Source organism: Erwinia tasmaniensis Et1/99, from assembly GCF_000026185.1.
GTDB lineage: Bacteria > Pseudomonadota > Gammaproteobacteria > Enterobacterales > Enterobacteriaceae > Erwinia > Erwinia tasmaniensis.
The window spans coordinates 3,589,041-3,615,372 of the sequence record NC_010694.1 but is presented as its reverse complement, the minus strand read 5'-3'; the positions used below and the strand labels follow the sequence as shown (position 1 = coordinate 3,615,372).

The 26,332-nt window shown below is 51.7% G+C and carries 22 protein-coding genes and 2 pseudogenes; 17 read left to right on the top strand and 7 right to left on the bottom strand.

What is annotated here, in order from left to right; genetic code table 11:
* The first annotated feature begins 30 nt into the window (after nt 1–30).
* The 4 genes from glgA to ETA_RS17410 all read left to right on the top strand — a co-directional run bounded on the left by glgA (nt 31) and on the right by ETA_RS17410 (nt 5,518).
* Nucleotides 31–1,464, top strand: coding sequence for a glycogen synthase GlgA (gene glgA, locus ETA_RS17425; protein WP_012442919.1), 1,434 nt, complete (start codon nt 31–33; stop codon nt 1,462–1,464).
* A 22-nt stretch (nt 1,465–1,486) separates the two neighbouring features.
* Nucleotides 1,487–3,934, top strand: a complete 2,448-nt coding sequence (glgP, locus tag ETA_RS17420; RefSeq protein WP_012442918.1) for a glycogen phosphorylase — start codon at nt 1,487–1,489, stop codon at nt 3,932–3,934.
* A 177-nt stretch (nt 3,935–4,111) separates the two neighbouring features.
* The gene (locus ETA_RS17415; RefSeq protein WP_012442917.1) at nt 4,112–4,939 is read left to right on the top strand and encodes a hypothetical protein; all 828 of its coding nucleotides are present in this window, start codon (nt 4,112–4,114) and stop codon (nt 4,937–4,939) included.
* A gap of 147 nt (nt 4,940–5,086) precedes the next feature.
* Complete coding sequence (locus tag ETA_RS17410) at nt 5,087–5,518, top strand: hypothetical protein (protein ID WP_012442916.1); 432 nt, start codon at nt 5,087–5,089, stop codon at nt 5,516–5,518.
* Between the two features lie 96 nt (nt 5,519–5,614).
* Here ETA_RS17410 and glpD read toward each other — a convergent pair whose 3' ends face one another.
* Entirely contained in the window at nt 5,615–7,120 is a 1,506-nt protein-coding gene (gene glpD, locus ETA_RS17405; protein ID WP_012442915.1) for a glycerol-3-phosphate dehydrogenase, read from the bottom strand.
* A 227-nt stretch (nt 7,121–7,347) separates the two neighbouring features.
* Between glpD and glpE the strand changes: the two genes are divergently transcribed.
* The 11 genes and pseudogenes from glpE (at nt 7,348) to malQ (ending at nt 18,757) form a co-directional block, all read left to right on the top strand.
* Nucleotides 7,348–7,671, top strand: a complete 324-nt coding sequence (gene glpE / locus ETA_RS17400; protein WP_012442914.1) for a thiosulfate sulfurtransferase GlpE — start codon at nt 7,348–7,350, stop codon at nt 7,669–7,671.
* 103 nt (nt 7,672–7,774) lie between these two features.
* Nucleotides 7,775–8,005, top strand: a complete 231-nt coding sequence (locus tag ETA_RS20500) for a hypothetical protein (RefSeq protein ID WP_012442913.1) — start codon at nt 7,775–7,777, stop codon at nt 8,003–8,005.
* A 145-nt stretch (nt 8,006–8,150) separates the two neighbouring features.
* Entirely contained in the window at nt 8,151–8,801 is a 651-nt protein-coding gene (locus tag ETA_RS17390) for a hypothetical protein (protein WP_012442912.1), read from the top strand.
* Nucleotides 8,802–9,112: 311 nt separating this feature from the next.
* Nucleotides 9,113–9,445 carry a type II toxin-antitoxin system RelE/ParE family toxin gene (locus ETA_RS17385; protein WP_012442911.1) on the top strand — a complete coding sequence of 111 codons (333 nt, stop codon included), beginning with the start codon at nt 9,113–9,115 and terminating at the stop codon, nt 9,443–9,445.
* 1 nt (nt 9,446) lies between these two features.
* The gene (gene nadS / locus ETA_RS17380) at nt 9,447–9,731 is read left to right on the top strand and encodes a NadS family protein (RefSeq protein WP_012442910.1); all 285 of its coding nucleotides are present in this window, start codon (nt 9,447–9,449) and stop codon (nt 9,729–9,731) included.
* Between the two features lie 191 nt (nt 9,732–9,922).
* Nucleotides 9,923–10,827 (top strand): annotated as a pseudogene (locus tag ETA_RS17375) (replication initiation protein).
* Nucleotides 10,814–12,331 carry an SIR2 family protein gene (locus ETA_RS17370; RefSeq protein ID WP_012442908.1) on the top strand — a complete coding sequence of 506 codons (1,518 nt, stop codon included), beginning with the start codon at nt 10,814–10,816 and terminating at the stop codon, nt 12,329–12,331. The pseudogene ETA_RS17375 and the gene ETA_RS17370 overlap by 14 nt, the downstream one beginning before the upstream one ends.
* Before the next feature lie 77 nt (nt 12,332–12,408).
* A complete protein-coding gene (gene glpG, locus ETA_RS17365; RefSeq protein WP_042959194.1) occupies nt 12,409–13,221 on the top strand; it encodes a rhomboid family intramembrane serine protease GlpG in 813 nt (270 codons plus the stop codon).
* Nucleotides 13,222–13,292: 71 nt separating this feature from the next.
* A complete protein-coding gene (locus ETA_RS17360) occupies nt 13,293–14,051 on the top strand; it encodes a DeoR/GlpR family transcriptional regulator (RefSeq protein WP_042959193.1) in 759 nt (252 codons plus the stop codon).
* Between the two features lie 222 nt (nt 14,052–14,273).
* Nucleotides 14,274–16,675: pseudogene (gene malP / locus ETA_RS17355) on the top strand (maltodextrin phosphorylase).
* A 12-nt stretch (nt 16,676–16,687) separates the two neighbouring features.
* A complete protein-coding gene (malQ, locus tag ETA_RS17350; protein WP_012442905.1) occupies nt 16,688–18,757 on the top strand; it encodes a 4-alpha-glucanotransferase in 2,070 nt (689 codons plus the stop codon).
* 195 nt (nt 18,758–18,952) lie between these two features.
* On the opposite strand, the gene ETA_RS19750 is transcribed toward malQ, so the two are convergent.
* The gene (locus ETA_RS19750) at nt 18,953–19,201 is read right to left on the bottom strand and encodes an ogr/Delta-like zinc finger family protein (protein ID WP_083772854.1); all 249 of its coding nucleotides are present in this window, start codon (nt 19,199–19,201) and stop codon (nt 18,953–18,955) included.
* Nucleotides 19,202–19,690: 489 nt separating this feature from the next.
* Here ETA_RS19750 and ETA_RS17345 point away from each other — a divergent pair, with 489 nt between their 5' ends.
* Nucleotides 19,691–20,935: a hypothetical protein gene (locus tag ETA_RS17345; RefSeq protein ID WP_157861822.1), complete on the top strand. Its 1,245-nt coding sequence runs from the start codon at nt 19,691–19,693 to the stop codon at nt 20,933–20,935.
* 80 nt (nt 20,936–21,015) lie between these two features.
* Here the strand turns inward: ETA_RS17345 and nfuA are convergent, their stop codons facing one another.
* Both nfuA and gntX read right to left on the bottom strand, forming a co-directional pair.
* A complete protein-coding gene (gene nfuA, locus ETA_RS17340; RefSeq protein ID WP_012442903.1) occupies nt 21,016–21,591 on the bottom strand; it encodes a Fe-S biogenesis protein NfuA in 576 nt (191 codons plus the stop codon).
* A gap of 58 nt (nt 21,592–21,649) precedes the next feature.
* The gene (gene gntX / locus ETA_RS17335; protein ID WP_407919835.1) at nt 21,650–22,333 is read right to left on the bottom strand and encodes a DNA utilization protein GntX; all 684 of its coding nucleotides are present in this window, start codon (nt 22,331–22,333) and stop codon (nt 21,650–21,652) included.
* Between the two features lie 35 nt (nt 22,334–22,368).
* On the opposite strand from gntX, the gene bioH reads away from it, so the two are divergent.
* Nucleotides 22,369–23,142, top strand: a complete 774-nt coding sequence (gene bioH / locus ETA_RS17330) for a pimeloyl-ACP methyl ester esterase BioH (RefSeq protein WP_012442901.1) — start codon at nt 22,369–22,371, stop codon at nt 23,140–23,142.
* Nucleotides 23,143–23,201: 59 nt separating this feature from the next.
* Here bioH and ETA_RS17325 read toward each other — a convergent pair whose 3' ends face one another.
* The 3 genes from ETA_RS17325 to ETA_RS17315 form a co-directional block, all read right to left on the bottom strand.
* Nucleotides 23,202–24,890, bottom strand: coding sequence for a sugar phosphorylase (locus ETA_RS17325; RefSeq protein WP_012442900.1), 1,689 nt, complete (start codon nt 24,888–24,890; stop codon nt 23,202–23,204).
* Nucleotides 24,891–25,179: 289 nt separating this feature from the next.
* Complete coding sequence (locus ETA_RS17320; RefSeq protein WP_012442899.1) at nt 25,180–25,614, bottom strand: hypothetical protein; 435 nt, start codon at nt 25,612–25,614, stop codon at nt 25,180–25,182.
* Nucleotides 25,611–26,312, bottom strand: a complete 702-nt coding sequence (locus tag ETA_RS17315; RefSeq protein WP_012442898.1) for a hypothetical protein — start codon at nt 26,310–26,312, stop codon at nt 25,611–25,613. The genes ETA_RS17320 and ETA_RS17315 overlap by 4 nt, the downstream gene beginning before the upstream one ends.
* Nucleotides 26,313–26,332: the final 20 nt, after the last annotated feature.

The window sequence follows — 26,332 nt, the reverse complement described above, 5'->3', positions numbered from 1 at the left end:
GTCGCGTTCGGCATTTTACAGGAGCCAATAATGCAGGTGTTACATGTCTGTTCAGAACTTTTCCCGCTGCTGAAAACCGGCGGGCTTGCTGATGTGGTTGGGGCATTACCTGCGGCGCAAATTGCAGCGGGAGACGATACGCGAGTGTTACTGCCGGCATTCCCCGATTTGAAAAAAGGGATTACGCAAATCCAGGTGGTGGCGCAGCTGCAAACTTTTGCTGGCTATGTCGAGCTACATTTTGGTCATTTTAATGGCGTGGGCATCTATTTGATCGATGCGCCGGGGCTGTACGATCGCCCCGGCAGCCCCTATCACGATGAATCACAATATGCCTATAGCGACAACTACCTGCGCTTTGCGCTGCTGGGGTGGGTAAGCTGCGAGCTGGCCTGCGGGCTGGATCCATGGTGGCGGCCGGAGGTGGTGCATGCGCATGACTGGCACGCCGGGCTTTCCTGCGCCTACCTTGCGGCACGCGGGCGGCCGGCCAAATCGGTATTTACCGTGCATAACCTGGCCTATCAGGGGTTGTTCAACGCCCGCCACATGGAGCAAATCCAGCTGCCGCATTCATTTTTCGATGTGTACGGAATGGAGTTCCACGGCCAGATCTCCTATCTCAAGGCCGGCCTGTTCTATGCCGACCATGTCACCGCAGTCAGTCCTACCTACGCCCGGGAAATTACTCAGCCAGAGTTTGGCTACGGCATGGAGGGGCTGCTGAAACAGCGCCTGCTGGAGGGGCGACTCAGCGGCATTCTCAACGGCGTCGACCCGGCAATCTGGAATCCGGCGCACGATCTGCTGCTGGCGGCACGCTATAACCGTGACGTGCTGGATGCCAAACGGGAAAACAAACGGCAGTTACAAATTGCGATGGGGTTGAAGATCGACGAAAAAGCGCCGATCTTCGCGGTAGTCAGTCGCTTAACCAAACAGAAAGGGCTTGATCTGGTGCTGGAGGCGCTGCCCGGCCTGCTGGAACAGGGTGGGCAGCTGGTCGTGCTGGGTGCAGGCGATGCCGAGTTACAGCAGGGATTTCTGGCGGCAGCGGCGGAAAATCCGGGCCAGGTCGGGGTACAAATCGGCTATCACGAGGCGTTCTCGCACCGCATTATGGGCGGTGCCGATGTTATTTTGGTGCCGAGCCGCTTTGAACCCTGTGGGCTGACGCAGCTGTATGCCCTGAAGTACGGCACGCTGCCGCTGGTGCGGCGCACCGGGGGACTGGCAGATACGGTGAACGACTGTTCACTGGAAAATCTGGCTGATGGCATTGCCAGCGGATTTTCCTTCGAAGACAGCAATGCCTGGTCGTTACTGCGCGCTATTCGACGTTCTTTCGTACTGTGGTCCCGTCCTTCGCTGTGGCGCTATGTCCAGCGCCAGGCCATGGGGATGGATTTTAGCTGGCAGGTGGCGGCGGTGGCCTACCGCGATCTCTATCAGCGTTTGTTGTAAACAAATAAAGTGGGGTACTGCTATGAACGCTCCTTTCTCCTATGCCTCGCCCACGCTTAGCGTCGATGCACTCAAGCATTCCATCGCCTATAAGCTGATGTTTACCCTTGGCAAAGATCCTGCGATTGCCAACAAACATGAATGGCTGAACGCCACGCTGCTGGCGGTGCGCGATCGTATGGTGGAGCGTTGGCTGCGTTCCAATCGTGCTCAGTTATCCCAGGACGTGCGGCAGGTCTACTACCTGTCGATGGAGTTTCTTGTCGGGCGCACGCTGTCTAATGCGCTGCTGGCGATGGGCATGTACAACGATACGCAGGCGGCGCTGGAGGAGATGGGCTTCGACCTGGAAGACCTGATTGAGGAAGAGAGCGACCCGGGCCTGGGCAATGGTGGACTGGGGCGGCTGGCGGCCTGCTTTCTTGACTCACTCGCGACGCTGGGCCTGCCCGGCCGTGGCTACGGCATCCGTTATGAATACGGCATGTTTAAACAGAATATTGTCGAAGGCCGTCAGGCAGAGTCGCCGGACTACTGGCTGGAATATGGTAATCCGTGGGAGTTTCAACGTTTCAATACCCGCTACAAAGTGCGCTTTGGCGGGCGTATTCAGCATGAGGGGAGCCGTGCGCGCTGGGTAGAAACGGAAGAAGTACTGGCCACGGCATACGATCAGATTATCCCTGGCTACGATACGGATACCACCAATACCTTGCGTTTGTGGGGCGCGCAGGCGAGTAATGAAATCAACCTGGGGAAATTTAACCAGGGAGATTACTTTGCCGCCGTAGAGGATAAAAACCATTCTGAAAACGTCTCACGCGTGCTCTATCCGAATGACTCCACCTATTCTGGGCGCGAGCTAAGGCTGCGGCAGGAGTATTTTCTTGTCTCGGCCACGGTGCAGGATATTCTTCACCGCCATTGGACGATGCACCAGACCTTCGATAATCTCGCCGATAAAATCGCTTTGCATCTCAATGACACTCACCCGGTGCTGGCCATTCCCGAGCTGATGCGCCTGCTGATTGACGAAAATAAATTCAGTTGGGATGATGCTTTCGACGTCACCTGTCAGGTGTTCTCCTACACCAACCATACCCTGATGCAGGAGGCGTTGGAAACCTGGCCGGTGGATATGATCGGCAAAATCCTGCCGCGACATCTGCAAATCATCTTTGATATTAATGACTATTTTCTGAAGACCGTTCAGGAGCAGTACCCGGATGACTGGGAGCTGCTGGCACGTATTTCGATTATTGATGAAAACAACGGCCGCCGGATCCGTATGGCGTGGCTGGCCGTGGTGGCCAGCCATATGGTCAACGGCGTCTCTGAACTGCACTCCAACCTGATGGTACAGTCGCTGTTTGCCGACTTTGCCAAACTGTTTCCGGGGCGTTTCTGCAACAAAACGAATGGGATCACGCCGCGCCGTTGGCTGGCGCTGGCGAATCCCCCGCTCTCTGCCGTACTGGATGAGACGATTGGCCGCACCTGGCGAACTGAGCTTAGCCAGTTGGACGAGCTAAAACAGCATATCGACTTTCCCAACTTTATTGAGCTGATTGCCCATGCCAAGCTGCAAAATAAAAAGCGCCTGGCCGAATTTGTCAGCCAAAAACTGGATATTGTCATCGATCCGCAGGCGATGTTTGACGTGCAGATCAAACGTATTCATGAGTACAAGCGGCAGCTGCTGAACGTGCTGCATATTATCACCCGCTACAACCGTATTAAGGCGGAACCGGACGCGGACTGGGTGCCCAGAGTTAGCATCTTCGCGGGTAAGGCGGCATCGGCCTACCAGACGGCAAAACACATTATCCATCTGATTAATGATGTTGCGCAGGTTATCAATAATGATCCTCAGGTTAAAAGTAAACTGAAGGTGGTGTTTATTCCCAATTATAGCGTCAGCCTGGCGCAGATAATCATTCCGGCGGCCGATCTGTCCGAACAGATCTCGCTGGCGGGGACGGAAGCATCGGGCACCAGCAATATGAAGTTTGCGCTCAACGGTGCGCTGACCATTGGTACGCTGGATGGCGCTAACGTTGAGATGCTCGACCATGTTGGCGCGGAGAATATCTTTATCTTTGGCAATACTACGCCGCAGGTAGAGGCGCTGCGCAGCAACGGTTATAACTCTCATCTCTATTATGAACAGGATGCCGAACTGCATCAGGTGCTGACACAAATCGCCACCGGCGTGTTCAGCCCGCAGGAGCCTGGACGTTACCGCAATATATTTGATTCCTTGGTGAATCTGGGTGACCACTACCAGCTGCTGGCCGACTATCGCAGTTATGTTGATACTCAGGATAAAGTGGACAAACTGTACCGTAACCCCGATACCTGGACACGCTGTGCGCTACATAATATCGCCAATATGGGCTACTTCTCTTCTGACCGCACGATTAAGGAATATGCCGATGAAATATGGGCAATTAAACCGATTCAGTTATAGGTATCTGTAATTTTCTTAAAGCACCGTGGCGATCCTTAGCGGTGCTTCCCCTTTTTTGTCTTTTCTGTTTGCCGGCAGTTTTCCATGTGGAATATGTGATTTATTTTTATGAGTAGCGTTTTATACAATGATAGTCGTATTTTTTTTGTAAAATAATGGCTTTTATGGAATAGAAACATGTCAGCTATAAATTGTCATCTCCTTTACTTAAAAGCTTGCAATGTGTTGGGTGCTACTATATCCGACTATGACGCAAGGAAAATACTAAAAAAATTAGAGAGCGTTGTAGATAGCTCTGTTGGTGCAGATCTTATCGGTAACTCCACTTTTCGCAAAGCACTGGAAAATAAGGCTATTAAAACTAAAAATAAGACATTAAGAGATAATATTTTAAGAGTTTCAACTTACAATCTGGGGTCGAGTGAATGTAATGCAAAAATCATCAATGCTATGGTTTACACCAGGCCAGAGGAATCAAAATTAATAACAACTAATAAAATAAACAATGCCTTTTTGAAGGGTAATGTCCCTGGTGTAGATGATATAAAACGTCAAGAAATAGCCCAGAAAATATTGGATGAAAATAAGGATAACTTGCCTGGCCTAAGAATTAAAATGGAATTGGAACGTAAAGGCATTCCTTTAAAGTTAGAGGTGAAACTCAACGAGCTCTTAGGAAGACGGAGCAAGGGTGTGTCTAAAATAAATAAAATCATTAGTGAGACAAATACATTTCAGGCAAAAATTAATAATAAACCTCTTGATGGTGAATTGGTGCCAGCAGACAGGGAAAAAACGTTTGACCTAAGGACCAGTAAGAGTCGTGAGGAAATAATGAAAATTGATAAAATCCTTGATGATAGACGCGAAGCCACCGAAATCATCATGGTGACGGTAGAGAAGTATCTCAGAGAGATGCCTCTTGTTCTTTCTGAACGGAGCAATCGGCTTATAAATGAATATAATAGGGTAGGCACAGAGGATACTGCACTCCTAAGAAAATAATTTTTTGCGTTCGACGGTTCTCTCTCTGTCATGTTTAATTTATTGGTCAATAGCCTGATGGACACAATAAAAAATCATGACTTTGAAGTCACGTCTCTTGTGGAAAAATGTCTTATGGATTTATAGTTTAATTTCAAAGGGGAAGTTATGGACATTAGACCAACGGATTCTAAAGATATTCTGCCTGATAATCAGGAAAGCCACACGTCGGATCGAGCTTGCTCTCAACTGAAAAGAAGACTGGGCAACATTGAGTATTCCAATGAGCCATTACCCAAAGCCACTAAGGAAAAAAAATCATCTTCTCTGAATGTTGTCGAACAACCCGACATCACTGCTCTATTGGAAAATAAACAAAAACTTGAAGAAAGTTTGGTAATACTCCAAAAAAAATTAGAAATCAACACTAATGTGACTGGTGAATATATCAAGAATGACGCGGAGCGTGATGCTCAATTAGCCTACCTTAATGAGTACACTCTCAATCAGATGAAGGACATCGAAAAGCAACTAGCAGAGACTAATAAGCAGTTGTCGGAATTGAAAAAAGAGGATGCGTCTTCCCGCAGCGGAAGCTAAAAGCCTTAATGCGGTTCACCACCTGGTGTAGCGGGCCTGCCCACAGAGGTTGGTGTTAAAGGGCGGCCCTTTATTTTTGGGTCCGCCCAATCTCCATCAGGATGCCAGCGACAGCAGAGGTTTGGCGTGTTGCGCCAACCATTCACCAATGCGTGCCTGCTGCGCTTCATTCAGCCACATGCCTTCTTTGGTTCGGCGCCAGATAGCATCATCGGTGGCGCGTACCCACTCATGCTCCACCAGATAGCGCAACTCGGCCTCATAGAAATGGTGACCAAACAGTTCACCCAGGTCTGCCAGGCTGGTCGCTCCTTTCAGCAGCTGCTCCGCGTTGCTGCCGTAGGTGCGCGCGTAGTGGCGCGCCATCTCAACGCTGATAAACGGGAAGCGGCGGCGCAGGCTGATGGCATAATCGTCGCGCGTTCCGGCAAAATTTCCGCCCGGCAGCACGCAGCTTTTGGTCCAGGCGGCTCCCGCATGCGGATAGTATTTGCTTAATTTCTCCATCGCGTGTTCGGCCAGTTTGCGATAGGTGGTGAGCTTACCGCCGAACACCGACAGCAGCGGGGCCTGACCGCCATCGTCATGCACGTCCAGCGTATAATCGCGGGTAATTGCCTGCGGGGAATCTGACTCGTCATCACACAGTGGGCGTACGCCGGAGTAGCTCCAGACGATATCGTCGCGGGAGAGATCCTTCTTAAAGTGCTCGTTAAATACCTTGAGCAGATAATTGATTTCGTTATCATCGATTTTCACATTGTGCGCATCACCTTTGTACTCGACGTCAGTGGTGCCGATAATCGAAAACTCATCCATCCACGGAATGACGAACACGATGCGGTTGTCTTCATTCTGTAAAATGTAGGCCTGCTTCTGCGTACCAATGCGCGGCACGACGATATGACTGCCCTTGATCAGGCGGATCCCGTACGGAGACTTAAGTTTCAGGCTGTCATCAAACAGCTGTTTTACCCACGGGCCGGCGGCATTGACCAGACCTTTGGCACGCCATGTGAAGGTTTTGCCGCTGTCGATATCTTCGGCCTCAACGATCCACAGGCCATCTTCACGCCGGGCGCGCGTGACGCGGGTCCGGGTACGAACTTCGCCGCCACGTTTCTCAACTTCCTGCGCGTTCAGTACCACCAGACGGGCATCGTCTACCCAGCAGTCGGAATATTCGAAACCGCGCATAATTTCAGGTTTAAGTGCTGATTCTGAGCCAAAACGCACGCCTTTACTCCCCGGCAGGCTGGTACGTTTGCCCAAGTGATCGTACATAAACAGGCCGACGCGGATCATCCATGCCGGACGCAGATGTGGGCGGTGCGGCAGCAGAAAGCGCATTGGGAAGGCAATATGCGGTGCCATTTTCAGCAGCACTTCGCGTTCGGCCAGCGCCTCGCTGACCAGACGAAACTCATAGTGTTCCAGGTAGCGCAGGCCACCGTGGATCAGTTTTGAACTGGCGGAGGAGGTGGCGCAGGCGAGATCTTGCGCCTCCAGCATCAGCACCGACAGCCCGCGTCCGGCAGCATCAGCCGCGATGCCGGCTCCATTAATGCCGCCGCCGATTACGATCAGGTCTTTGGTTTCCACGTCATCTCCTCCGGTATTCGGAATCTGTTACTAATGTTCGTTTTCGAACATTATATTAGTTGCAAACAAACATTGATACCAGCGTTAACCGGATAAAAACAATTATGCGTGATGCACATAACATATTTGTAGCAAATTAAAACGTCTTAACCCTGCTGTTATACGGGTTATCGTGCGTTCGCTTCAGGCTATAATGAGCGCTATTTCGCTTTTGATGAGACCCCGTCATGGAACAATTTGAGTGCATTAATATCCAGCAGGCGCAGCAGAAACTGGCAGACGATAACGCGTTGCTGGTGGATATTCGCGATGCACAAAGCTTTGCCGCCGCACATGCCAGCGGCGCCTTTCACTTGAGCAATGAATCACTGCCGCCGTTTCTCGCGCAAAGCGATCTCGCGCGCCCGGTGCTGGTCATGTGCTATCACGGTAACAGTAGCAAGGGTGCCGCACAGTACCTGCTGGGGCAGGGCTTTAGCGCGGCCTACAGCATAGACGGTGGCTTCGAGGCCTGGCGCATCGCTTTTCCACAGCAGGTTAGCGCGCAGTGATAGCCGTGCGGCGGCAACGTGACGTTTAACCGGTCTCGACAAAGACCAGTACGCCTGTCTGTGGGTTGAGCATCAGGACAAAGTCCGCCTCGAGCTGAACTTCGTGATCCCTAACATCGAATTACAGAGCGGGAAACGGCTGCAACCCTACTTTGACCGCGCCGAGCCGCAGCGACAGGGTGTGTCAGCACTTGAGCAGTCAGGTGAACAGCTTGCGCGGGCAGGTCGAGAGCTTGAGCGACAATCTCAGCCGGTTAATGCGTTCGTAAAACAGCACGAACACCAGCTGAAACTGGAAAAGCAGCGCACCCGCTATCACGGCCTGACGCTTTAGTACCGGTAGTTTCGATCAGGAATATAAGAATTTCAGCAGCTAACCGGCGGTAGGAAGGACAGGAAAAACTGACTTAAAAAATAGACCTGGCCGTAGTTTCGATCATCGTATGTAAAGCAAACTTAGTACAGTAAAAGGGATTATGATGCGTAGTTGTACTGAAATAGCGAGGCGTATAGCCCAGATAATCATGTCGCCGGAGTCGGTAATAGGTTTTTTAGATGGCGTTTTATCCGTGCCAAAAGACATTGGATATTTGGCTTATGGATTTATGGATACCGACACCAGATCTTGTCGTGAGATTGAAAAAACACGAATGGTCAGAGCTATCAGGTACGGTATTTTAGAAAATCATAACTTCACGAAAACTATCGAGATTGTTCTTCACGCATTCAACAAAGATGTACCTGAATCAAAGCAAAACGCGATTTATAGCAAAACCATTGCTTCAATGGCTGGGCGGGCTGTAACTAACTCTGTCATTTCTTCAAGGATAGCCACCTCAATCGCGCAAAGCAGCTCCCTGTTTGTCAAACTGCGCGGGGGGATCATTGGCAATACCTTACTGATTGGCGGCATGATCGAACGGTGTCTCTACACATCAGAACGTCTTCGCCAGGTAAACCCGGAAATTTATTATGCGCTTCGGCAAAGAAATTTCGACCTGCTTTATTTCTTTGCCGAACCAGCACTCAACCCATTTATTGAAGCCCTGAATGTCCGTAGAACGCAGGGGCAGCCTGCTTTTGAACGGATTCTTGACATCGTATCGAGTGAAATCAATGCAAAAAAATGAGCCTAAGAAACTGAATTTTTGGCAGCGCACATTCCATACCATTATTGAAACTGGTGTTTCACTTTTGGGTGGGGTACTTCTTATCGTTTGTTGCTACTGGTTTTTTCATTATGAAACGTGGCATGAGCGATTTATAGCGATCGGATTGACGATTTTTGTCGTCTACGTTGTCGTTAAGCTTCTTCCTGAACGCCCAGAATCGTAATTTAGTTAATTGGTCATGCTTTAGCACCGTACATGCGTGATAACCGAAGTAGACGCAACATTATCTTGGTGTACAATGTACCCTTGCAAGGCAAGGGAATAACACAGTGAGCCATGCGATAGAGTTTATCGAAACGCCGATGTTTACCCGTCAGATAAAGCAAATCGCCACGGACGACGAGCTAAAAGATCTCCAGAAAACGCTGATTGAATCACCGGATAAAGGTGATTCAATCAGGCAAACCGGCGGGCTGCGAAAAATCAGAATGGCAACCGGCAATCAGGGAAAAAGCGGCAGTGCGCGGTTGATTTATTTCCTGGCCACCGACCAGATTATCTATCTGGTGATGGCCTACCCGAAAAGCACCAAAGACAGCCTGACTGACGCCGAAAAAGTCGATCTGAAGAAGCTGACTAAACTACTGAATGACGAGGTGTAACATGAGTTTTTTTGACGAACTGAAGGCGTCTCTGGAAGAAGCCGTCGAGATCAAAAAAGGCGTTAAAGCGCCTGCCCGCGTCACGCGCTACGAACTGGCTGATGTGAAGGCACTCCGCGCCCAGCTGAACGTGACGCAGGATGAAATGGCGAAGGTGCTCGGCACCAGCCTCGATACCATTAAAAGCTGGGAAACGGGCAGGCGTAACCCGACCGGACTGGCGGCGAAGGTGCTGGCGACCATACAGGCCAACCCTAAATTCTTTCAGGAACTTGCCTCACATTAAGGCTTTGTGACGGAAGGATTCGACAGGAGTCGCTGTTCGCGTGTAACGTTAACGGCAGAAAAAACAAAGCCCCGAATTCATACCTCAACTTGGCGGAAGGGAATATGAAGTCAGGGCCAAGCATAAAACCTAAGAAGGATATTAGCACATGCACAGTGCAAGACAACAGCCCGCCAGAAGCGCTGGCATGAGTGACTAACCCAGCTCTCGACCTGTTCAACGACCGCTTACCTAACAAGCCGTACTTTTCGGACGATCTGCATTTTGGTGTACGCATCGCGGGAAAAGAGCGCGCGATTCTGGCGAAATACATCCAGTTTAACCAGCCTCACGCCATGTTCTGGCTGGGTTTTGACGTTGACCGTCTTGGTGCTGCCATCGACTGGAGCGATCGCAACGCGCCCGCGCCCACACTGACCATCACCAACCCTGAAAACGGCCATGCTCACCTGCTTTATGCGCTGAAAACCTCGATACGCACCGCGCCAGATGGAAAAATGAAGCCGTTGAAATACGCAGCCGCCGTAGAGAATGCGCTACGTAAAAAACTGGATGCTGACACGGGGTATTCGGGGCTAATTTGCAAGAATCCGAATCACGGGCACTGGAAAATTGCTGTATGGCAGCCTGAACTTTACACGCTGGACTGGCTGGCCGACTCTCTCGATCTGAACGCCGCGAACGACAAAGAAATCGTTGCCGATTACGGCTTAGGCCGTAACTGCACCCTGTTCGATAAAACCCGTAAGTGGGCTTACCGAGCTATCCGTCAGGGCTGGCCTGAGTATTACCAGTGGCTTCAAGCCTGCTACGAACGTGCCAGAGCCTATAATCAGCAATTTGCTACGCCTCTGGATGAAAATGAGGTGAACAGCATAGCTAAAAGCATTGCTAAGTGGACTAGCGGTAAATTTAGTGAGTCATCTTTCCTTGATTTTTTATTAGAACACACAAGCCTGATATTCAATCAGTCAGAGGAAAGCGTAGTAAAGGTGGAGGTCGCCCCTTTCTTGGTCATTCTTGGGAGGAATTGGAAATTAGTAGGGCTACCTATTTTAGAAAATTAAAGAATGGTGGTTTAAATGAATATAAATGATTTTGTTAGGAACTATAAAAACCATCCGGTATTATTTGTGGGTACAGGATTTAGTCTTCGCTACCTGACAGAGTCTTTTAGTTGGGATGCTCTTCTGAAAAGAGTTGTTATTGATCTTCGTGGAAATGTTGAGGAATATTTCGACATACGATACCGTCACCAATATGATGGGAAGGTTAATTATGAGAAGGTTGCCAGTGATATTGAGGATTTATTTAACACTGAAGTTAGTAATGATAGATATGGACCATTCTCCTTTATAAATGATGAGTTTTATAAAGACATGGAAGCCGGTGGTGGAGGGCGTAGTAGATTCAAAATGTACTTAGCGCATCTTTTAAGAAGCACTGATTATAAACTCGGGGTTGATGAAGAAATAAAGCTATTGACCAAAGCGAGGAAGAACATAGGTTCAATTATAACTACGAACTATGATTTGTTGATAGAGAAAATTTTTGAATTTAACCCTCTTATTGGTAATAACATACTCCTCAGTAACCCTTATGGTTCAGTCTACAAAATTCATGGGTGTGTAACTGATTCTGAAGGTATGATTATCACTGATAATGACTATCATAAGTTCAATCAAGAGTATGAGCTTATTCGCGCCCAGCTATTGTCGTTATTCATACATAACCCAATTATTTTCATTGGCTACAGCATTAGCGATTCAAACATAAAAGATATTCTAAAAACTATTTTTTCGTGTGTTGATTATAGATCTGAAATGGCGGAGCGTATTCGCAGAAATTTCTTGTTAGTAGAGCATGATTCAGAATCACAATCTGACGAGGTTGTGGAACACGATATAGATATAGAAGGACTGTCAACTATAAGAATAAATAAAATAAAGACGAATGCATTTAGTAATATATATAACTCGATATCCAATCTCCTGCTCCCTGTTTCTGCTATGGATATACGTAAAGTTCAAAGTGTATGGGGAGAGATAAGAAGCGGTGGAGATATAAAAGTTAGTATAACAGAAGATATCGACTCTCTGAGTAATGGAGATATGGTTCTCGCTGTTGGGTCGTCTAAAACAATAAGGTATGAGTACCAGACAACAACAGAAATGATGCAGAATTATTTTAGACTGGTCGAGGAAGAAAATTACCAGTTAATATTACTTCTTAATAAGCAGAGGATTTTAGCAACACAGCATTTCCCTTTCTATGCTTTCGGCAATATTTGCCCTGAGCTAACAGATATTGAAGATAAAAAAATAAGGCAACGCAGAAAGATCGATGAGGTATTTGCTAGGATACCTGCATCATGCCAGGCGGATATTATTGATATTACTGAAATAACCAATGCTGGTTATGCTCAAAGCAAACAGTTTTCGATGATATTTTACTCAGCCTATAGAGAAATTCTTCCACTTAAAGATGTGAAGAATTTCCTGATTAACTTCGCAGACAAAAAATGTACTGATTATCGCCGCTTACTTTGTCTGTATGACATGAAGGCACCACTACCCGATATCACTCATCGGGAGTCGTGAGACTACCCTGCAACTTGCCGGATGAAGCCGCTATACTGGCCCACCCTATCCGATTGAAAAAAGGAAGCCGTTCGATTATGCGCATTACCCATTTCACTCATTTACGCCCGGCGCAGGCGTTTGTTGACTACATGTCCACGCGGGGCATCAGGTTGCGCATTGAGCGCGACAACGGCTATACGCTGTGGCTGGACGATGAGTCGCAGTCTGGCGTGGTCGAAAACGAACTCGATCGGTTTATTCGCGATCCCAATCATGCGCGCTACCAGGCCGCAAGCTGGCACTCCGGTACCACCCACAGCGGCATCCATTATCAGCACACGTCGCTATTGGCTAATCTGCGGGAACGCGCAGGCCCGCTAACCCTGTCGGTGATCGCTGCCTGTGTGCTGGTGTTTATCCTGATGCAGGTGGTGGGTGACCAGGCGGTGATGAGCCTGCTGTCATGGCCGGATGAAACGCAGCATTATCAACTGTGGCGCTGGTTCAGCCACGCGCTGCTGCACTTTTCCCTGCTGCATATCCTGTTTAACCTGATGTGGTTCTGGTATCTCGGCGGCGCGCTGGAAAAGCGCCTCGGCAGCGGTAAATTGTTTGTCATCATGCTGATCTCGGCGCTGCTGAGCGGCTGGATGCAGGCGAAATTTAGCGGGGTGTTGTTTGGCGGGCTTTCTGGAGTGGTCTATGCCCTGATGGCCTACAGCTGGCTGCGTGGCGAGCGCGATCCCGACAGCGGTATCTTTTTGCAGCGCGGGCTGATGGCTTTCGCGGTTCTCTGGCTGCTGGTGGGGTATTTCGGCTGGTTTGGGCTGTCGATAGCCAATGCGGCCCATGTCACCGGCCTGCTGGTCGGACTGGCGATGGCTTTTGTCGATACGCGTCGACGCTAATTTTTCGGCAGCTTCTCCACGTGATGAGCAGCCGCCCGTCGCGTGCAGGAGAAAGGGATAAGGGGAAGCTTGTGAAGCAAACACAACGTCATGACGCCATCATCGACCTGGTGCGGCGTCAGGGATATGTCAGTACCGAGGAGCTGGTAGAGCATTTTGCCGTCAGCCCGCAGACCATTCGCCGTGACCTAAATGATTTGGCGGAACAGAACAGAATTCAGCGCCACCACGGCGGCGCGGCCTTACCTTCCACATCAGAAAATAGCGCCTGGCAGGATAGAAAAATGATGTGGTCGCTGGAAAAAGCACGTATTGCCCAGCGTGTTGCCAGCCAGATCCCGGATGGCGCTTCACTGTTTATTGATATTGGCACCACGCCGGAAGCGGTAGCCCATGCGCTGATGAACCACAGCAATCTCCGTATCGTGACCAACAACCTTAACGTGGCGGTGCTGCTGATGGCGAAGCCTGATTTTCGGCTGATCCTGGCCGGTGGAGAAGTGCGTACCCGCGACGGTGGGATTATGGGCGAGGCAACGCTGGATTACATCTCCCAGTTCCGCCTTGATTACGGTATTCTCGGGATCAGCGGTATTGATCTGGACGGTTCCCTGCTGGACTTCGACTATCACGAGGTGCGCACCAAGCGTGCAATTATTGAAAATTCTCGCTGCGTAATGCTGGTTGCCGACCATTCGAAATTTGGCCGTAACGCGATGGTGAATTTAGGAAATATGGGGATGATTGACTACCTGTTTACCGATCAAATGCCGCCGGCCAGCGTGCTGAAAACCATTGAACAGCATGATGTTCATCTGGAGCTGTGTTAGCGGATCGCCATCATCTGAAAAGCCGTTGCTGGCGCAGATGTACTCCCGTTCCGGCAACGGCTGGATAAATATCCTCCGGGCTGTCTGCCTGGAAAAGAGACTCTTTTACGCTTTTTTTCGCTCATCGGCCTCTGCGATGAGCTTTTTTCCGTTTTGCCGTCTTAACTGTAAAGTGTTTGTGCTCACATCTTCAGCTGTACCCAACTATTTGCGAGGGACGGTATGCCGCAGCAGAAATTCAGTAAGACCCGTTTTGAGTCAGCCCTGACCCGTCATTGGCGGCAATTGGGCTACGCCAGCGCGAGCGAAATGACGTCACATCAGTGGTGGCAGGCAATAAGCCACGCTCTGGCAGAACTGCTGGCGACCCGGCCAGCGGCAAAAACGGCGACCAATCAACGCCACGTTAACTATATCTCGATGGAGTTTCTGGTCGGCCGTCTGACGGGCAATAATCTGCTCAATCTCGGCTGGTACGATGAGGTGAAGGCGGTGCTGGCCGGCTATCAGCGCGATCTCAGTGAGCTTCTGGAGGAAGAAGTCGACCCGGCGCTGGGCAACGGTGGTTTGGGAAGGCTGGCGGCCTGCTATCTTGACTCGATGGCAACGGTGGGCCAGTCGGCCATCGGCTACGGCCTTAACTATCAATACGGGCTGTTCCGCCAGTCGTTTGCCGACGGTAAACAGCAGGAAGCGCCGGATGACTGGCAGCGCGATCGCTACCCGTGGTTTCGCCATAACGCCGCGCTGGACGTGGATGTCGGTATTGGCGGCAAGGTGGTGAAAAACGACGGCGGCGGCTTCCGCTGGCAGCCGGCTTTTATGCTGCGCGGCGAAGCCTGGGATCTGCCGGTAACCGGCTATCGCAACGGCGTGGTACAGCCGCTGCGCCTGTGGCAGGCCACGCATGCCCATCCGTTCGATCTCACCCTTTTTAATGACGGCAAATTTTTGCAGGCGGAGCAGCAGGGTATTGATGCCGCGAAACTGACGAAAGTGCTGTATCCGAACGACAACCATCAGCAGGGCAAGCGTCTGCGCCTGATGCAGCAGTATTTCCAGTGCGCCTGTTCGGTAGCCGACATTCTGCGCCGCCATCATCTTGCCGGGCGCACAATTCAGCAGCTGCCCGATTTTAAGTGATCCAGCTGAATGATACCCACCCCACGATCGCCATTCCCGAAATGCTGCGCGTGCTGCTGGATGAGCATCAGCTGGGCTGGGACGAAGCCTGGGAGATTGTCAGCAAAACCTTTGCCTACACCAATCACACCCTGATGCCGGAAGCGCTGGAGCGCTGGGATAAAAAGCTGTTACGCAGCCTGCTGCCGCGCCATTTTACCCTGATCAAAGAGATTGACCGCCGTTTTAAGCAGCGGGTCGACGAACAGTGGCCGGGCGATGAAAAGATGTGGGCGAAACTGGCGCTAATACATGATAAGCAGGTGCGCATGGCGAATATCTGCGTGGTGAGCGGATTTGCCGTTAACGGCGTGGCGGCGCTGCACTCGGATCTGGTGGTAAAAGATCTGTTCCCGGAATATCACCAGCTGTGGCCAGAGAAATTCCATAACGTCACTAACGGTATCACGCCCCGGCGCTGGCTAAAGCAGTGCAACCCGGCGCTGGCGGGGCTGATTGACGACACGCTTAAAGTTGAGTGGGCCAACCGGCTGGATGCGCTGCGGGGGCTGGAGAAGTTTGCCGATAACAAAGCGTTTCGGCAGCAGTATCGCCAGATAAAGCAGGATAACAAGCAGCGGCTGGCGGCGTATATCGCAGAGCGCACCGGTATTGTCGTCAACCCGCAGGCGCTGTTCGACGTGCAGATTAAGCGGCTGCATGAGTACAAGCGCCAGCACCTCGGCCTGCTGCATATCCTTTCACTCTATAAACGGCTGCGCGACAACCCGCAGCTGGATATCGTACCGCGCGTCTTTCTGTTCGGAGCTAAGGCCGCGCCGGGCTATGCCCTGGCGAAGAATATTATCTACGCCATTAACAAGGTGGCGGAGAAGATCAACCAGGATCCGCTGGTTGGCGACAGGCTGAAGGTGGTGTTCATTCCTGACTATCGTATTACCGCCGCCGAGCTGATGATCCCGGCCGCGGATCTTTCCGAGCAGATCTCCACCGCCGGTTATGAGGCTTCCGGCACCGGTAATATGAAGCTGGCGCTTAACGGCGCGCTGACTATCGGCACGCTTGACGGCGCGAATGTTGAGATAGCCGAACAGGTGGGCGGGGAGAATATCTTTATCTTTGGCAATACGGTGGAGCAGGTGAAATCGCTCAAGGCAGGCGGTTACGACCCGCTCAAGCTGCGCAAGAAGAACAGGCATCTTGACGGCCTGCTGAAGGAGTTGGAAAAAGGGCTGTTCAGCGGCGGCGATAAGCACGCGTTCGATATGCTACTGCACAGTCTGGGCAAAGGCGGCGATCCCTGGCTGGTATTGGCGGATTTCGCCAGCTACTGCGATGCGCAGCTCAACGTCGACGCGCTGTATCGAGACCCGGAAGCCTGGACGCGCGCGGCGATCCTGAATACCGCCCGCTGCGGGATGTTCAGCGCTGACCGCTCAATTCGCGATTATCAACAGCGCATCTGGCAGGCCAAGAGGTAGAGGAGCACGGCGATGAGTATGAAAAAGTTTGAACGGGCCGCTGCAAAGGCCGGGATTGCCACGACCTGGATCAATGCTGCCGGTCAGGAGCAGGCCGTCAGTCAGGCAACGGCTGAAAAGCTGCTGGCGGCGATGAATGCGCCGCAAAAAGCCCGTCATGCCCCTCTGCCCCCCTGTACCATATTGCTGCAAAAGTGTATTGAGCCACTACAGATTGGCGGCAAAGGCGATTATCAATGGCGGCTGGACAGCGAGTCTGGAGAGGCGTTTAGCGGCGGCGTCAGCGCCGGGGGACTGTTGACGCTGCCATTGGATCTGCCCAATGGCTATCATCAGCTGCTGCTTAGCCAGGGAAAAAAGCAGTGGTCTTGCCGCATTATTGTGGCACCGCAACGCTGCTATGAACCCCCAGCCCTCAGGCGGGGGGATAAGCTGTGGGGCGCGATCGTGCAGCTTTACACTTTGCGATCTGAGCAAAACTGGGGGATAGGCGACTTCGGCGATCTCAAGCGCATGGTGAGCGACATTGCCCTACGCGGTGGTTCCTTCATCGGGCTTAACCCGATCCACGCCCTGTACCCAGCCATGCCCGAAAACGCCAGCCCTTACAGCCCCTCATCGCGCCGCTGGCTAAACGTGATTTATATCGACGTGGCGGCGGTGGCGGACTTCCAGCAAAGCCAGGCCGGGCAGCGCTGGTGGCAGCAGAAAAATACCCGGCAGCGGCTGGAGAAGGCGCGTCAGGCAGAATGGGTGGATTATGCCACGGTAGGCGAACTGAAAATCCGTGGGTTGCGCTACGCCTGGCAGCAGTTTTTGCAGCGTGCGCAGCAAGACCCAGGCCGCCTTGACTTCGAGCAGTTTATTACCGATGGCGGGCAAAGCCTGGTCGATCAGGCCACCTATGACGCTCTCCACGGGCAGATGCTGAAAGAGGACCCGAAGCGCTGGGGCTGGCCGGCCTGGCCGGAAGCCTGGCAACATGGCGGTAGCGATGCGGTACAGCAGTTCCGTGATGAGCACGCTGATGAAGTGCGCTTCTGGCTGTGGCTACAATGGCTGGCCGACCGGCAGTTCGCCGAGTGCTGGCAATGCTGCCTGGAGCATCGCATGCCGATCGGGCTGTACCGCGACCTGGCGGTTGGCGTGGCGCAAGGTGGGGCGGAAACCTGGTGCGACCGCGAACTGTACCGCCTACAGGCATCGGTAGGCGCGCCGCCGGATATCCTCGGCCCACAGGGGCAGAACTGGGGGCTGCCGCCGATGGATCCGCAGGTACTGGCCATGCGGGGTTACCAGCCTTTTATTGATATGCTGCGTGCGAATATGGTCAACTGCGGCGCGCTGCGTATTGACCACGTGATGTCGCTGCTGCGTCTGTGGTGGATACCCTACGGTGAAACCGCTAATGTTGGTGCTTATGTTCACTACCCGGTGGACGATCTGATCGCCATTCTCGCGTTGGAAAGTGAACGCCAGCAGTGCATGGTGATTGGTGAAGATCTCGGCACGGTTCCGCCGGAGATCGTCAGCAGGCTGCGTGATAGCGGCATCTACTCCTGGAAAGTCCTTTATTTTGAACAGGAGCCGTCGGGGCGCTACCGCTCCCCTGATGCCTGGCCACGTCAGTCAATGGCCAGCGCCTCTACCCACGATCTTCCCACGCTGCGCGGTTTCTGGAGCGAAGGGGATTTAACCTTGGGTGAAACGCTGGGTCTGTACCCGGATAAACAGATACTCGGCGAATTATTTGCCGACCGGGCGCGGAAAAAGCAGGCGCTGCTGGATGCGCTGCACCGTACGGGCTGCGTACCCAAACGCTGTGGTAAACTGGCGGCTAACAGCGCTATGTCGGCGCAGCTCAACCGCGGTATGCAGCGTTTTATCGCCGCCAGCGACAGCGCGCTGCTCGGCCTGCAGCCGGAGGACTGGCTGGATATGGCAAAGCCGGTCAATGTGCCGGGCACCACCGACCAGTATCCTAACTGGCGACGCAAACTTAGCGTGACGCAGGAGGTGATGTTTGCGGACGCCAGGATCAACCGCCTGCTTAAAGACGTTAATACGCGCCGCAAAGGTTAATTGATTGTTTGCCGCCATCCTGTGCCCGGCGAAGGGTAAAAATAAATATCCTGCGCCGGGAGCTCCCTTTCTCAGAGCATAAATAAACATCATGCCCTCAATAGGGCCTTATCAGGATCTTACATCCATTTTTTTGCGCTCATTGTTTTTTTAAATATGGCCATATTTAAAAAAACACTATCGACCACCGGATTATCACTTATTGCCATCGTTACGCATTTTTTCAGCCTCCATCCCCCTGGTTTTCACCTGGCCCGTTGCCACATAATTGACTTCCTGGTTTTGTAATGGGGATGAAATAATTTTTGAAATGCTCTCAATACTCTTAAAAGTGCACGAACAGGTGATGTTCTGGCACTGATAGTATGACTCCTTTGTTTGCTCTGAGAGATATCTGCTGGTTCGTATATGGGCTGATTTATTACATATTGGGCAACGCATCATAAATTTTCACCTGATCTCTTTTAGGGTTGAAGTACTGACCGTATGAGTGAAATTTTTCAACGATCGGTTACAGGTGAAGGAATAATTAATGACTGATAAAGGTGATGGTATTTTTTTTCGTTGTTTTCATTGCCATACAACATTCCCTTGTTATATTTCATTTTTTTTGTTGTGTGATTGTTTATCCAAAAGCTTTCTCTTTGCGTATGGCGTTTTTTGCGTTGTTATAGGCGTTCAGCCATAAAAAATGGATAAGCCAGATGTGTAATGATTTTATTAGTCAAATAAACAGAATTCTTCTACGGATGGCGTTAAGCCGCCTGGTAATTTGCTGCCCACGGTAAGAATACCATTGCCCCTTTTTTTAAGTGAGACGATGATGTATTTACGCTGATGCCTGGAAAGTCATGGCATAAATTCAGAACGGCTGAATCTATGAGAATCCCAGGGTTAAGCATCAGCCTTGATGAATTTTTTTTCGAGGTGAATATGAGTGATGATTATATTTATGACAGATTATCCCTTCGGGTTCCTGAGCAATATGCAACTATCCAGCAGGCGCTTGATTTTCTGAAAGCTAAGGTCATCGTTTCGGGGGTAGATATCTTAGTTTCTGACGGTGAGTATGAGATCGCCTCCCCCATCAAATCTGAAGTGATATATTCAGACCGACTGACGATAAGAGGGAATGAATCCGATCCTTCTAAATGTGTTATCAAGGTTGATAACAGAAATAATGTCGATGGTTTTCTATTTAGCAACGGCTGCGGTATATCATGGCTTAATGGCTTTACGATCAGGGGAGAGAGCGGCTTTATCAGTAAGGGACAATGGCATGATAACAGCTACGGTTCTGGGATCAGGGCGGTAAACAGCATGGTTGTTTTAGGCGCGGAGATCGTAATTGAAAAAATGTATTACGGCATAAGGGCCATGAACGGCGCTTTCATTACTAATGAAACAGACCCTAAAAACGGTCAGCAGGGCGGTGGGATCAAGGTATACAACGCCGGTGATGCGGCGTTTCATGCCTTTGCTGCCAGCATGAAAGTCTCCTGTGCCGAAGCTTACGATACGGCTCACGATCCTGAAGGGCTGGGTTTCGGATTTTGTGCTGAGTCCGGCGGTTTTTTATCCTGTGAATATGCCATTTCCAATAACAATTTAAAGGCGGGTTATTATGCCCTGTCCAGCGGCAGCGTATGGGCTCATGGCGTTTCTGCCTCTTTTAATCTGTATGGCGTTTTATCCTGGGGCGGCAGTATTGAATGCAACGCGATTGGCGAATATGGTTCCACATTCAGTTTTAATGAGGCGGGTATCTATGCGACGTACAACGGTTTTATCGGGGCAAACGGCTCACTCTCCGTTAATAACAACGTGGGAATTCTGAGTGACAGACACTCTCTTATTGATATTACCAATGTGGTCAGCGAAAAGAATACCAGCGATGGTTTTAAATGCGACATGATGGGCGTGATATCAGGTTTTAACGCCACGAGTCAAGATAATGGCGGTGACGGATTCCACTGCACCGGTGGAAGCAAAATTAATATTGTTAATGCACAATCCCTGAACAATGCCGGGAATGGCTATTTTTCAAATAAGAACAGCTTTATCTTTGCCGAAGGGCTATATGGGGAAGGTAACCTGACGGGATTTTGTTCGCCAGAAAGATACAGCCTGAACCCGGCAGGCGGTAATTATAATAGCCTGATATTCGATATCTATTAGTGTTTTTATAACGTGCTGCCGGGGGGCCATGCGAGGGAAAAGCATGAGGAGGGGCCGGAATGTCGGCCCCGCACTTTCTGTCAGTAGAACGAGTGCTCACCGCGCTGGTGCTCGGTCAGATCGCGCACGCCTTTCAGCTCCGGGAACGCGGCCAGCATCTCTTTCTCGATGCCTTCCTTCAGGGTGACATCGACCATTGAACAGCCGTTGCAGCCGCCGCCAAATTGCAGGATGGCGTAACCCTCGTCGGTGATTTCCATTAAAGAAACTTTACCACCGTGGCTGGCCAGCTGCGGGTTGATCTGCGCCTGCAACAGATACTCTACGCGCTCGATCAGCGGGGCATCGTCACTGACTTTACGCATTTTGGCGTTGGGTGCTTTCAGCGTCAGCTGAGAACCAAGATTGTCGGTAACAAAGTCGATTTCAGCATCCTGCAGATAAGGGGCGCTCAGCTCATCAACAAACGCCGACAGCTTGTCGAACTTTAGTTCAGTATCGGTTGCTTCTACCGCATCGGGTGGGCAGTAGGAAACGCCGCATTCGGCGGTAGGCGTACCCGGATTAATAACGAATACGCGAATTTGGGTGCCATCTTCCTGCTTTGACAGCAGTTTTGCGAAGTGCTCTTGTGCAGAGTCGGTAATTAGGATCATGGCGATTGCTCAATAGTTGACTAATTTCGTTGGTTATAATACGCCCATCACCGCTGCTCTACAAGGTGCGGCACAGGCACCATATCTCGACGCTGGCAGCGCCGCTGGCCAGTAAAATGCGGCTGATTTCCGCTGCGGTACTGCCCGTGGTGAGGACATCATCAAGCAGAACAATATGGTAGCCACGCACCGCTGTTTCAAGGCGGAAAGCCCCGCGCAGATTTTTACGCCGCGCCAGCGCGCCCAGCCGGTGCTGAATTTTTCCGCCTCGTACCCGCCTGAGGGCATCAGGCAGATAGCGACATGGAATCCAGTGTGCAAGGCGATGCGCCATGTCTTCTAACTGATTATAGCCACGCCGCCAGGCCCGGTGATGATGCAGCGGCACCGTGAGCAGTAAATCGGGACGCCGAAGCCCGCTTTCATGACGCCGCTGTAACCAGCGTAGTAGTAATAACCGTGCCAGCGTGGCCGCAAGTGCGGTGTCGCAATAAAATTTTAGTCGGTTAACCAGCTGGCTTAACGGCGGTTGCCACGGCGATACGGCAATCAGACGCTGCCACGGCGGAGGACGGCGCAGACAGCGACCGCAGTCATAAGCGGCGGCGTATGAGGGTAGGCCGCAGCGTGCGCAGCAGGCAGAACGCACCAGCAGCAGACGCAGACAGACGTTGCACAGCCCGTGTATGGCGAAGGCCAGCGGCATCGCGCATAGCCAACAGCCTGCCGGTATTGATAGCATGGTGACCTCACTGGCAAATAACAGGACCATAACCCATGACGGCGCTTCATTGGGAGACTATCGGGCAGGGCGATCGCCATCTTGTGCTGCTGCACGGATGGGGGCTGAATGCCGCAGTGTGGCATAACATCAGCGCGCGACTCGGCGCACATTTTTGTCTGCATCTGGTGGATCTGCCCGGCTACGGTCGCAGCCAGGGATACCCGGCGATGACGTTAGATGACATGGTGGCGGCCATTTTGCCCCAGGCCCCGGAGCGGGCCATCTGGCTCGGCTGGTCGCTGGGTGGCCTGGTGGCCAGCCAGCTGGCGCTGAGCCATCCGCAGCGGGTGAGCGGGTTGATTAGCGTGGCTTCATCGCCCTGCTTCAGCGCGCAGCCCGAATGGCCGGGGATCAAAACGGAAACGCTCAGCGGCTTCCAGCAGCAGCTGCGTGAGGATTTTAAGCGCACCGTTGAGCGTTTTCTCGCGCTGCAAACGCTGGGAAGCGACAGCGCCCGTCAGGATGCCCGCATGTTGAAAAGCGTGGTGCTTGAGCAGCCGATGCCGACGGCAGAGGTGCTCAACGGCGGTCTGGAGATCCTGCGTACCGCCGATTTGCGTCAGGCGATGCAGGGGTTAACGATGCCGCTGCTGCGCCTGTACGGCGCGCTCGACGGGCTGGTGCCGCGCAAAATCGCGCCGTTACTCGACGCGGCCTGGCCCACTAGCCGCAGCCATATTATTGCCCGTGCGGCACACGCGCCGTTTATCTCCCACCCGGAGGCGTTCTGCGAGCAGGTCATCGCCTTTAGCGACACGTTGCTTTAGCCAACCGGCGGCTGGCATAGGCATCATGCCGGCGCTGCCCTGCTCAACAGTGAGCGGTTTCAGGCCCTGAGCCAGCGAAACTGCCATGCGCCCAGCGCCATATCCTGCTTACCATCGATTTTTTCGCCGCCGATCGCATCGTGGTAGTCGCGCGGTTCAGGCAGACGGTAGCTGACCGTGCTGGCGCTCACATTGAACACGCACCACAGCGTATCCTGTGGGTCTTTCGCCTGCCTTTGCATTACCAACAGCGTGTCATCGCTGTCGACAAGTCGCATGGGATTGTCCGGGTGGAAGGCAGGCTGACCCTTACGCACCTGAATCAGCTGGCTGAGCGCGGTATAGATCCGCTGGCGTAACGAGCCCGTTGTCGCCAGCGCCCGGCGGATATCGCACAGCGCATATTTTTGACGGTTGATCGCCCGGTTTTGTCCTGTCACCTTCATGCCCTCGATATCATTGCGCGAGCCGAGAATACTCTGCACGTAGACCGCCGGCACGCCAGGAAAAGCCAGCAGCAGCCCGTGAGCCAGCAGAAAACGTTGCAGGCGGGTATCATCGCTATCCTGTTGTTTATTCAGCGCGTCCAGATAGGTGACGTTAATTTCGTAGGGGCTGGAGGTGCCGTCAGTATCCGTTTTCCAGGAGATCTGCGCTCCCTCTTGCGCCAGATCTTGCGCCAGGGCAATGATTTCGCCTTCAGGTAAAATGCCGCGCAGAGGATTCAGGCCGATACCGTCATGAGAAGCAAGAAAATTAAAGAAGGTGGTGCTACCGCCGCCGCCGTCAAGTGAGGAAGCCCAATGGCGCAGTGCGCGTGACGATCCCCGGTGGATGGCGTGCAGCACCAGCGGCGGCAACGGAAACTGATAGACCATCTGCGCCTCGTCGCGGCCGTTGCCGAAATAGCGGATATTGTCACGATGCGGCACGTTCGTTTCGGTCAATAACACCGCGCCTGCGGCCACCTTATCGATGATGGCGCGGAACAGCTTCACCAGCAGATGAGTTTTCTCCAAATGGATGCACGACGTTCCCGGTGTCTTCCACATATAGCCCACCGCATCCAGCCGCAGATAATCTGCTCCCCGCTGCAAATAATCCAGCAACACCCTGACCATATTGAGCAGTACGTCGGGATTGGCATAATTCAGATCGACCTGGTCGGCGCTGAAGGTGGTCCAGATAAAGCGCGTCTTTCCGTCTGCCAGCACAAACGGCGTGAGCAAAGGTGAGGTGCGTGGCCGGGTCACCGCAGATAAATCAGCGGTGGGTGGCTGGCTGATAAAAAAATCATCCCAGCCGACATCCTGCGCCAGATAGTGGCTAAACCAGGAACTGTGTGCGGACATATGGTTGCAGACGAAGTCAAACATCAGGCGCGTGTGCTGATGCAGGTCGGCGATCTCCTGCCAGCCGCCGTAGGGCGGGTTCACCTGGTGATAGTCAATCACCGCAAAGCCATCGTCTGACGACGAGGGGAAAAAGGGCAGCAGATGGACGAGGTTAAAGCTGGCCTGCAAATACTGCCGGTAGAAGCACGAGAAGGTGGTCAGGGTGGGGGTGTTATCTTCACGAACCTGATCCGCGTAGGTGATGAGCACCACGTCCTTTTCATCCCAGTGCGCTTTGCGCGGCGGGTGAATCCCCGTGCGGGCAGCGGCAATCAGGGCGTGCAGCCGTTGCAGGTGTCCTGACGGGAAGGTGGAACCGTAAATCTCGCCGATTAATCTATTGATAATATTCATTATCTTTATCCATGACGCTTCAGATGACAGGTGCACTGGCGGCAACTCTGGTGGTCAGAGGAGGGAGGGTTGCCACAGGCGAAAATTCAGCGATGATTTCTCACTGTAGATGCTGATCATGGGATTTGAGGCCCACTGATGTAAAAAACCATGCTAAAAGTTTAATTTACTTTTTTTATTGAAAATAATGTTCTGAGGTTGTGTTTGAGCATTCTTTAAGAAACCCGGCATCAGCCGGGCTTGCGAAGGTTAGTGAGTTGGGTCTTTCGCTATTCCTGGCCAAATCTCGTCAATTGTATCCTGCCTTATCTACCATCTCGACACGAATGATGCTCGGGATCTCCTCAATACCCACCGACACGGTTATATTGGGATTTTTTCCGATCCAGCAATTTCCGTTTATATTGCACATTCCTGTTTTTTCATACCCGTTTTTTTTCAGGTAGGTGTCAATTTTGCTTGTATCCGTTGTACCGGAAAAACTCGCCTGATAAATCAGTGCGGGATTGGGTCCGGACACATTGCTGTAATGGAAGTTGTAGACGTTACTAACGCGAGGCATATTTTTGAGCAATTCTGGAGTGTAATAATCATACTCCCGCTTATCTTGTTCCGTGTAATCAGCACCGTCAGTGAATTCCATGCTGAGATATTGCAAGCCATAAAAAAGACCCATTACGCATATCATCAGAACGGCCAGCATAATTTTTAGTGACTTTTTCATGCCCGTGGTTCTCCCCTGTCAAAATGGATAAAGCCCCGATTAGGGTCAACAACACCGACATCTTCAGATGTCCACCTGTTATAAGGCGTGACGGTTTTCATGAAGTTTGGTAATTGCCCAAAGTGTGGTCTGCCGTTAGGGAAATGGGCCGGGTTAGGGAATAGCAGCGGTTTGAACATTTCATTTTTCCACGAGCCTATTTTTCCGTAATGGTCCCACCGTTTTAAAGCCTCTTCCTTGCTTACCGGTTTCAGGTAGCTGAACACGTTATTCATACACGACATAACCCGGTAAAAGCCGAGTAGGTCCGATACCAGGTCTTCGCCGCTGAATCCGCTATCTGTAGCCCAACTGAATGGGAAAGAGCCCTGAAGCCCTTCGAATCTTCGGGCCACTGTCATCATCATGGCAAGAGCAATGCTTTGCTTTTGATGATGTGGCAGGCCTTTTTTAAGACGCCAGGTGATTGATTTCCCGACCGTTAGACGATGTTTAAGGCCAATCATCGATTGTTTATAGGTAACATCATAAGTTGGTCTGCTTTGGGATTCACCACGCAGCATTTGCGCCCACAAATTTCGGATGTCTGTGCCCTGCGCATGTCCGAGATCCACCCAGCCCAATACTTCCGTATATATCAATCCGTATGAACTTCTTTGTGCCAATTTGCCATCAATGATTTCGCTTCTTATACTCATCCTTATTCCCCTTCCATTGG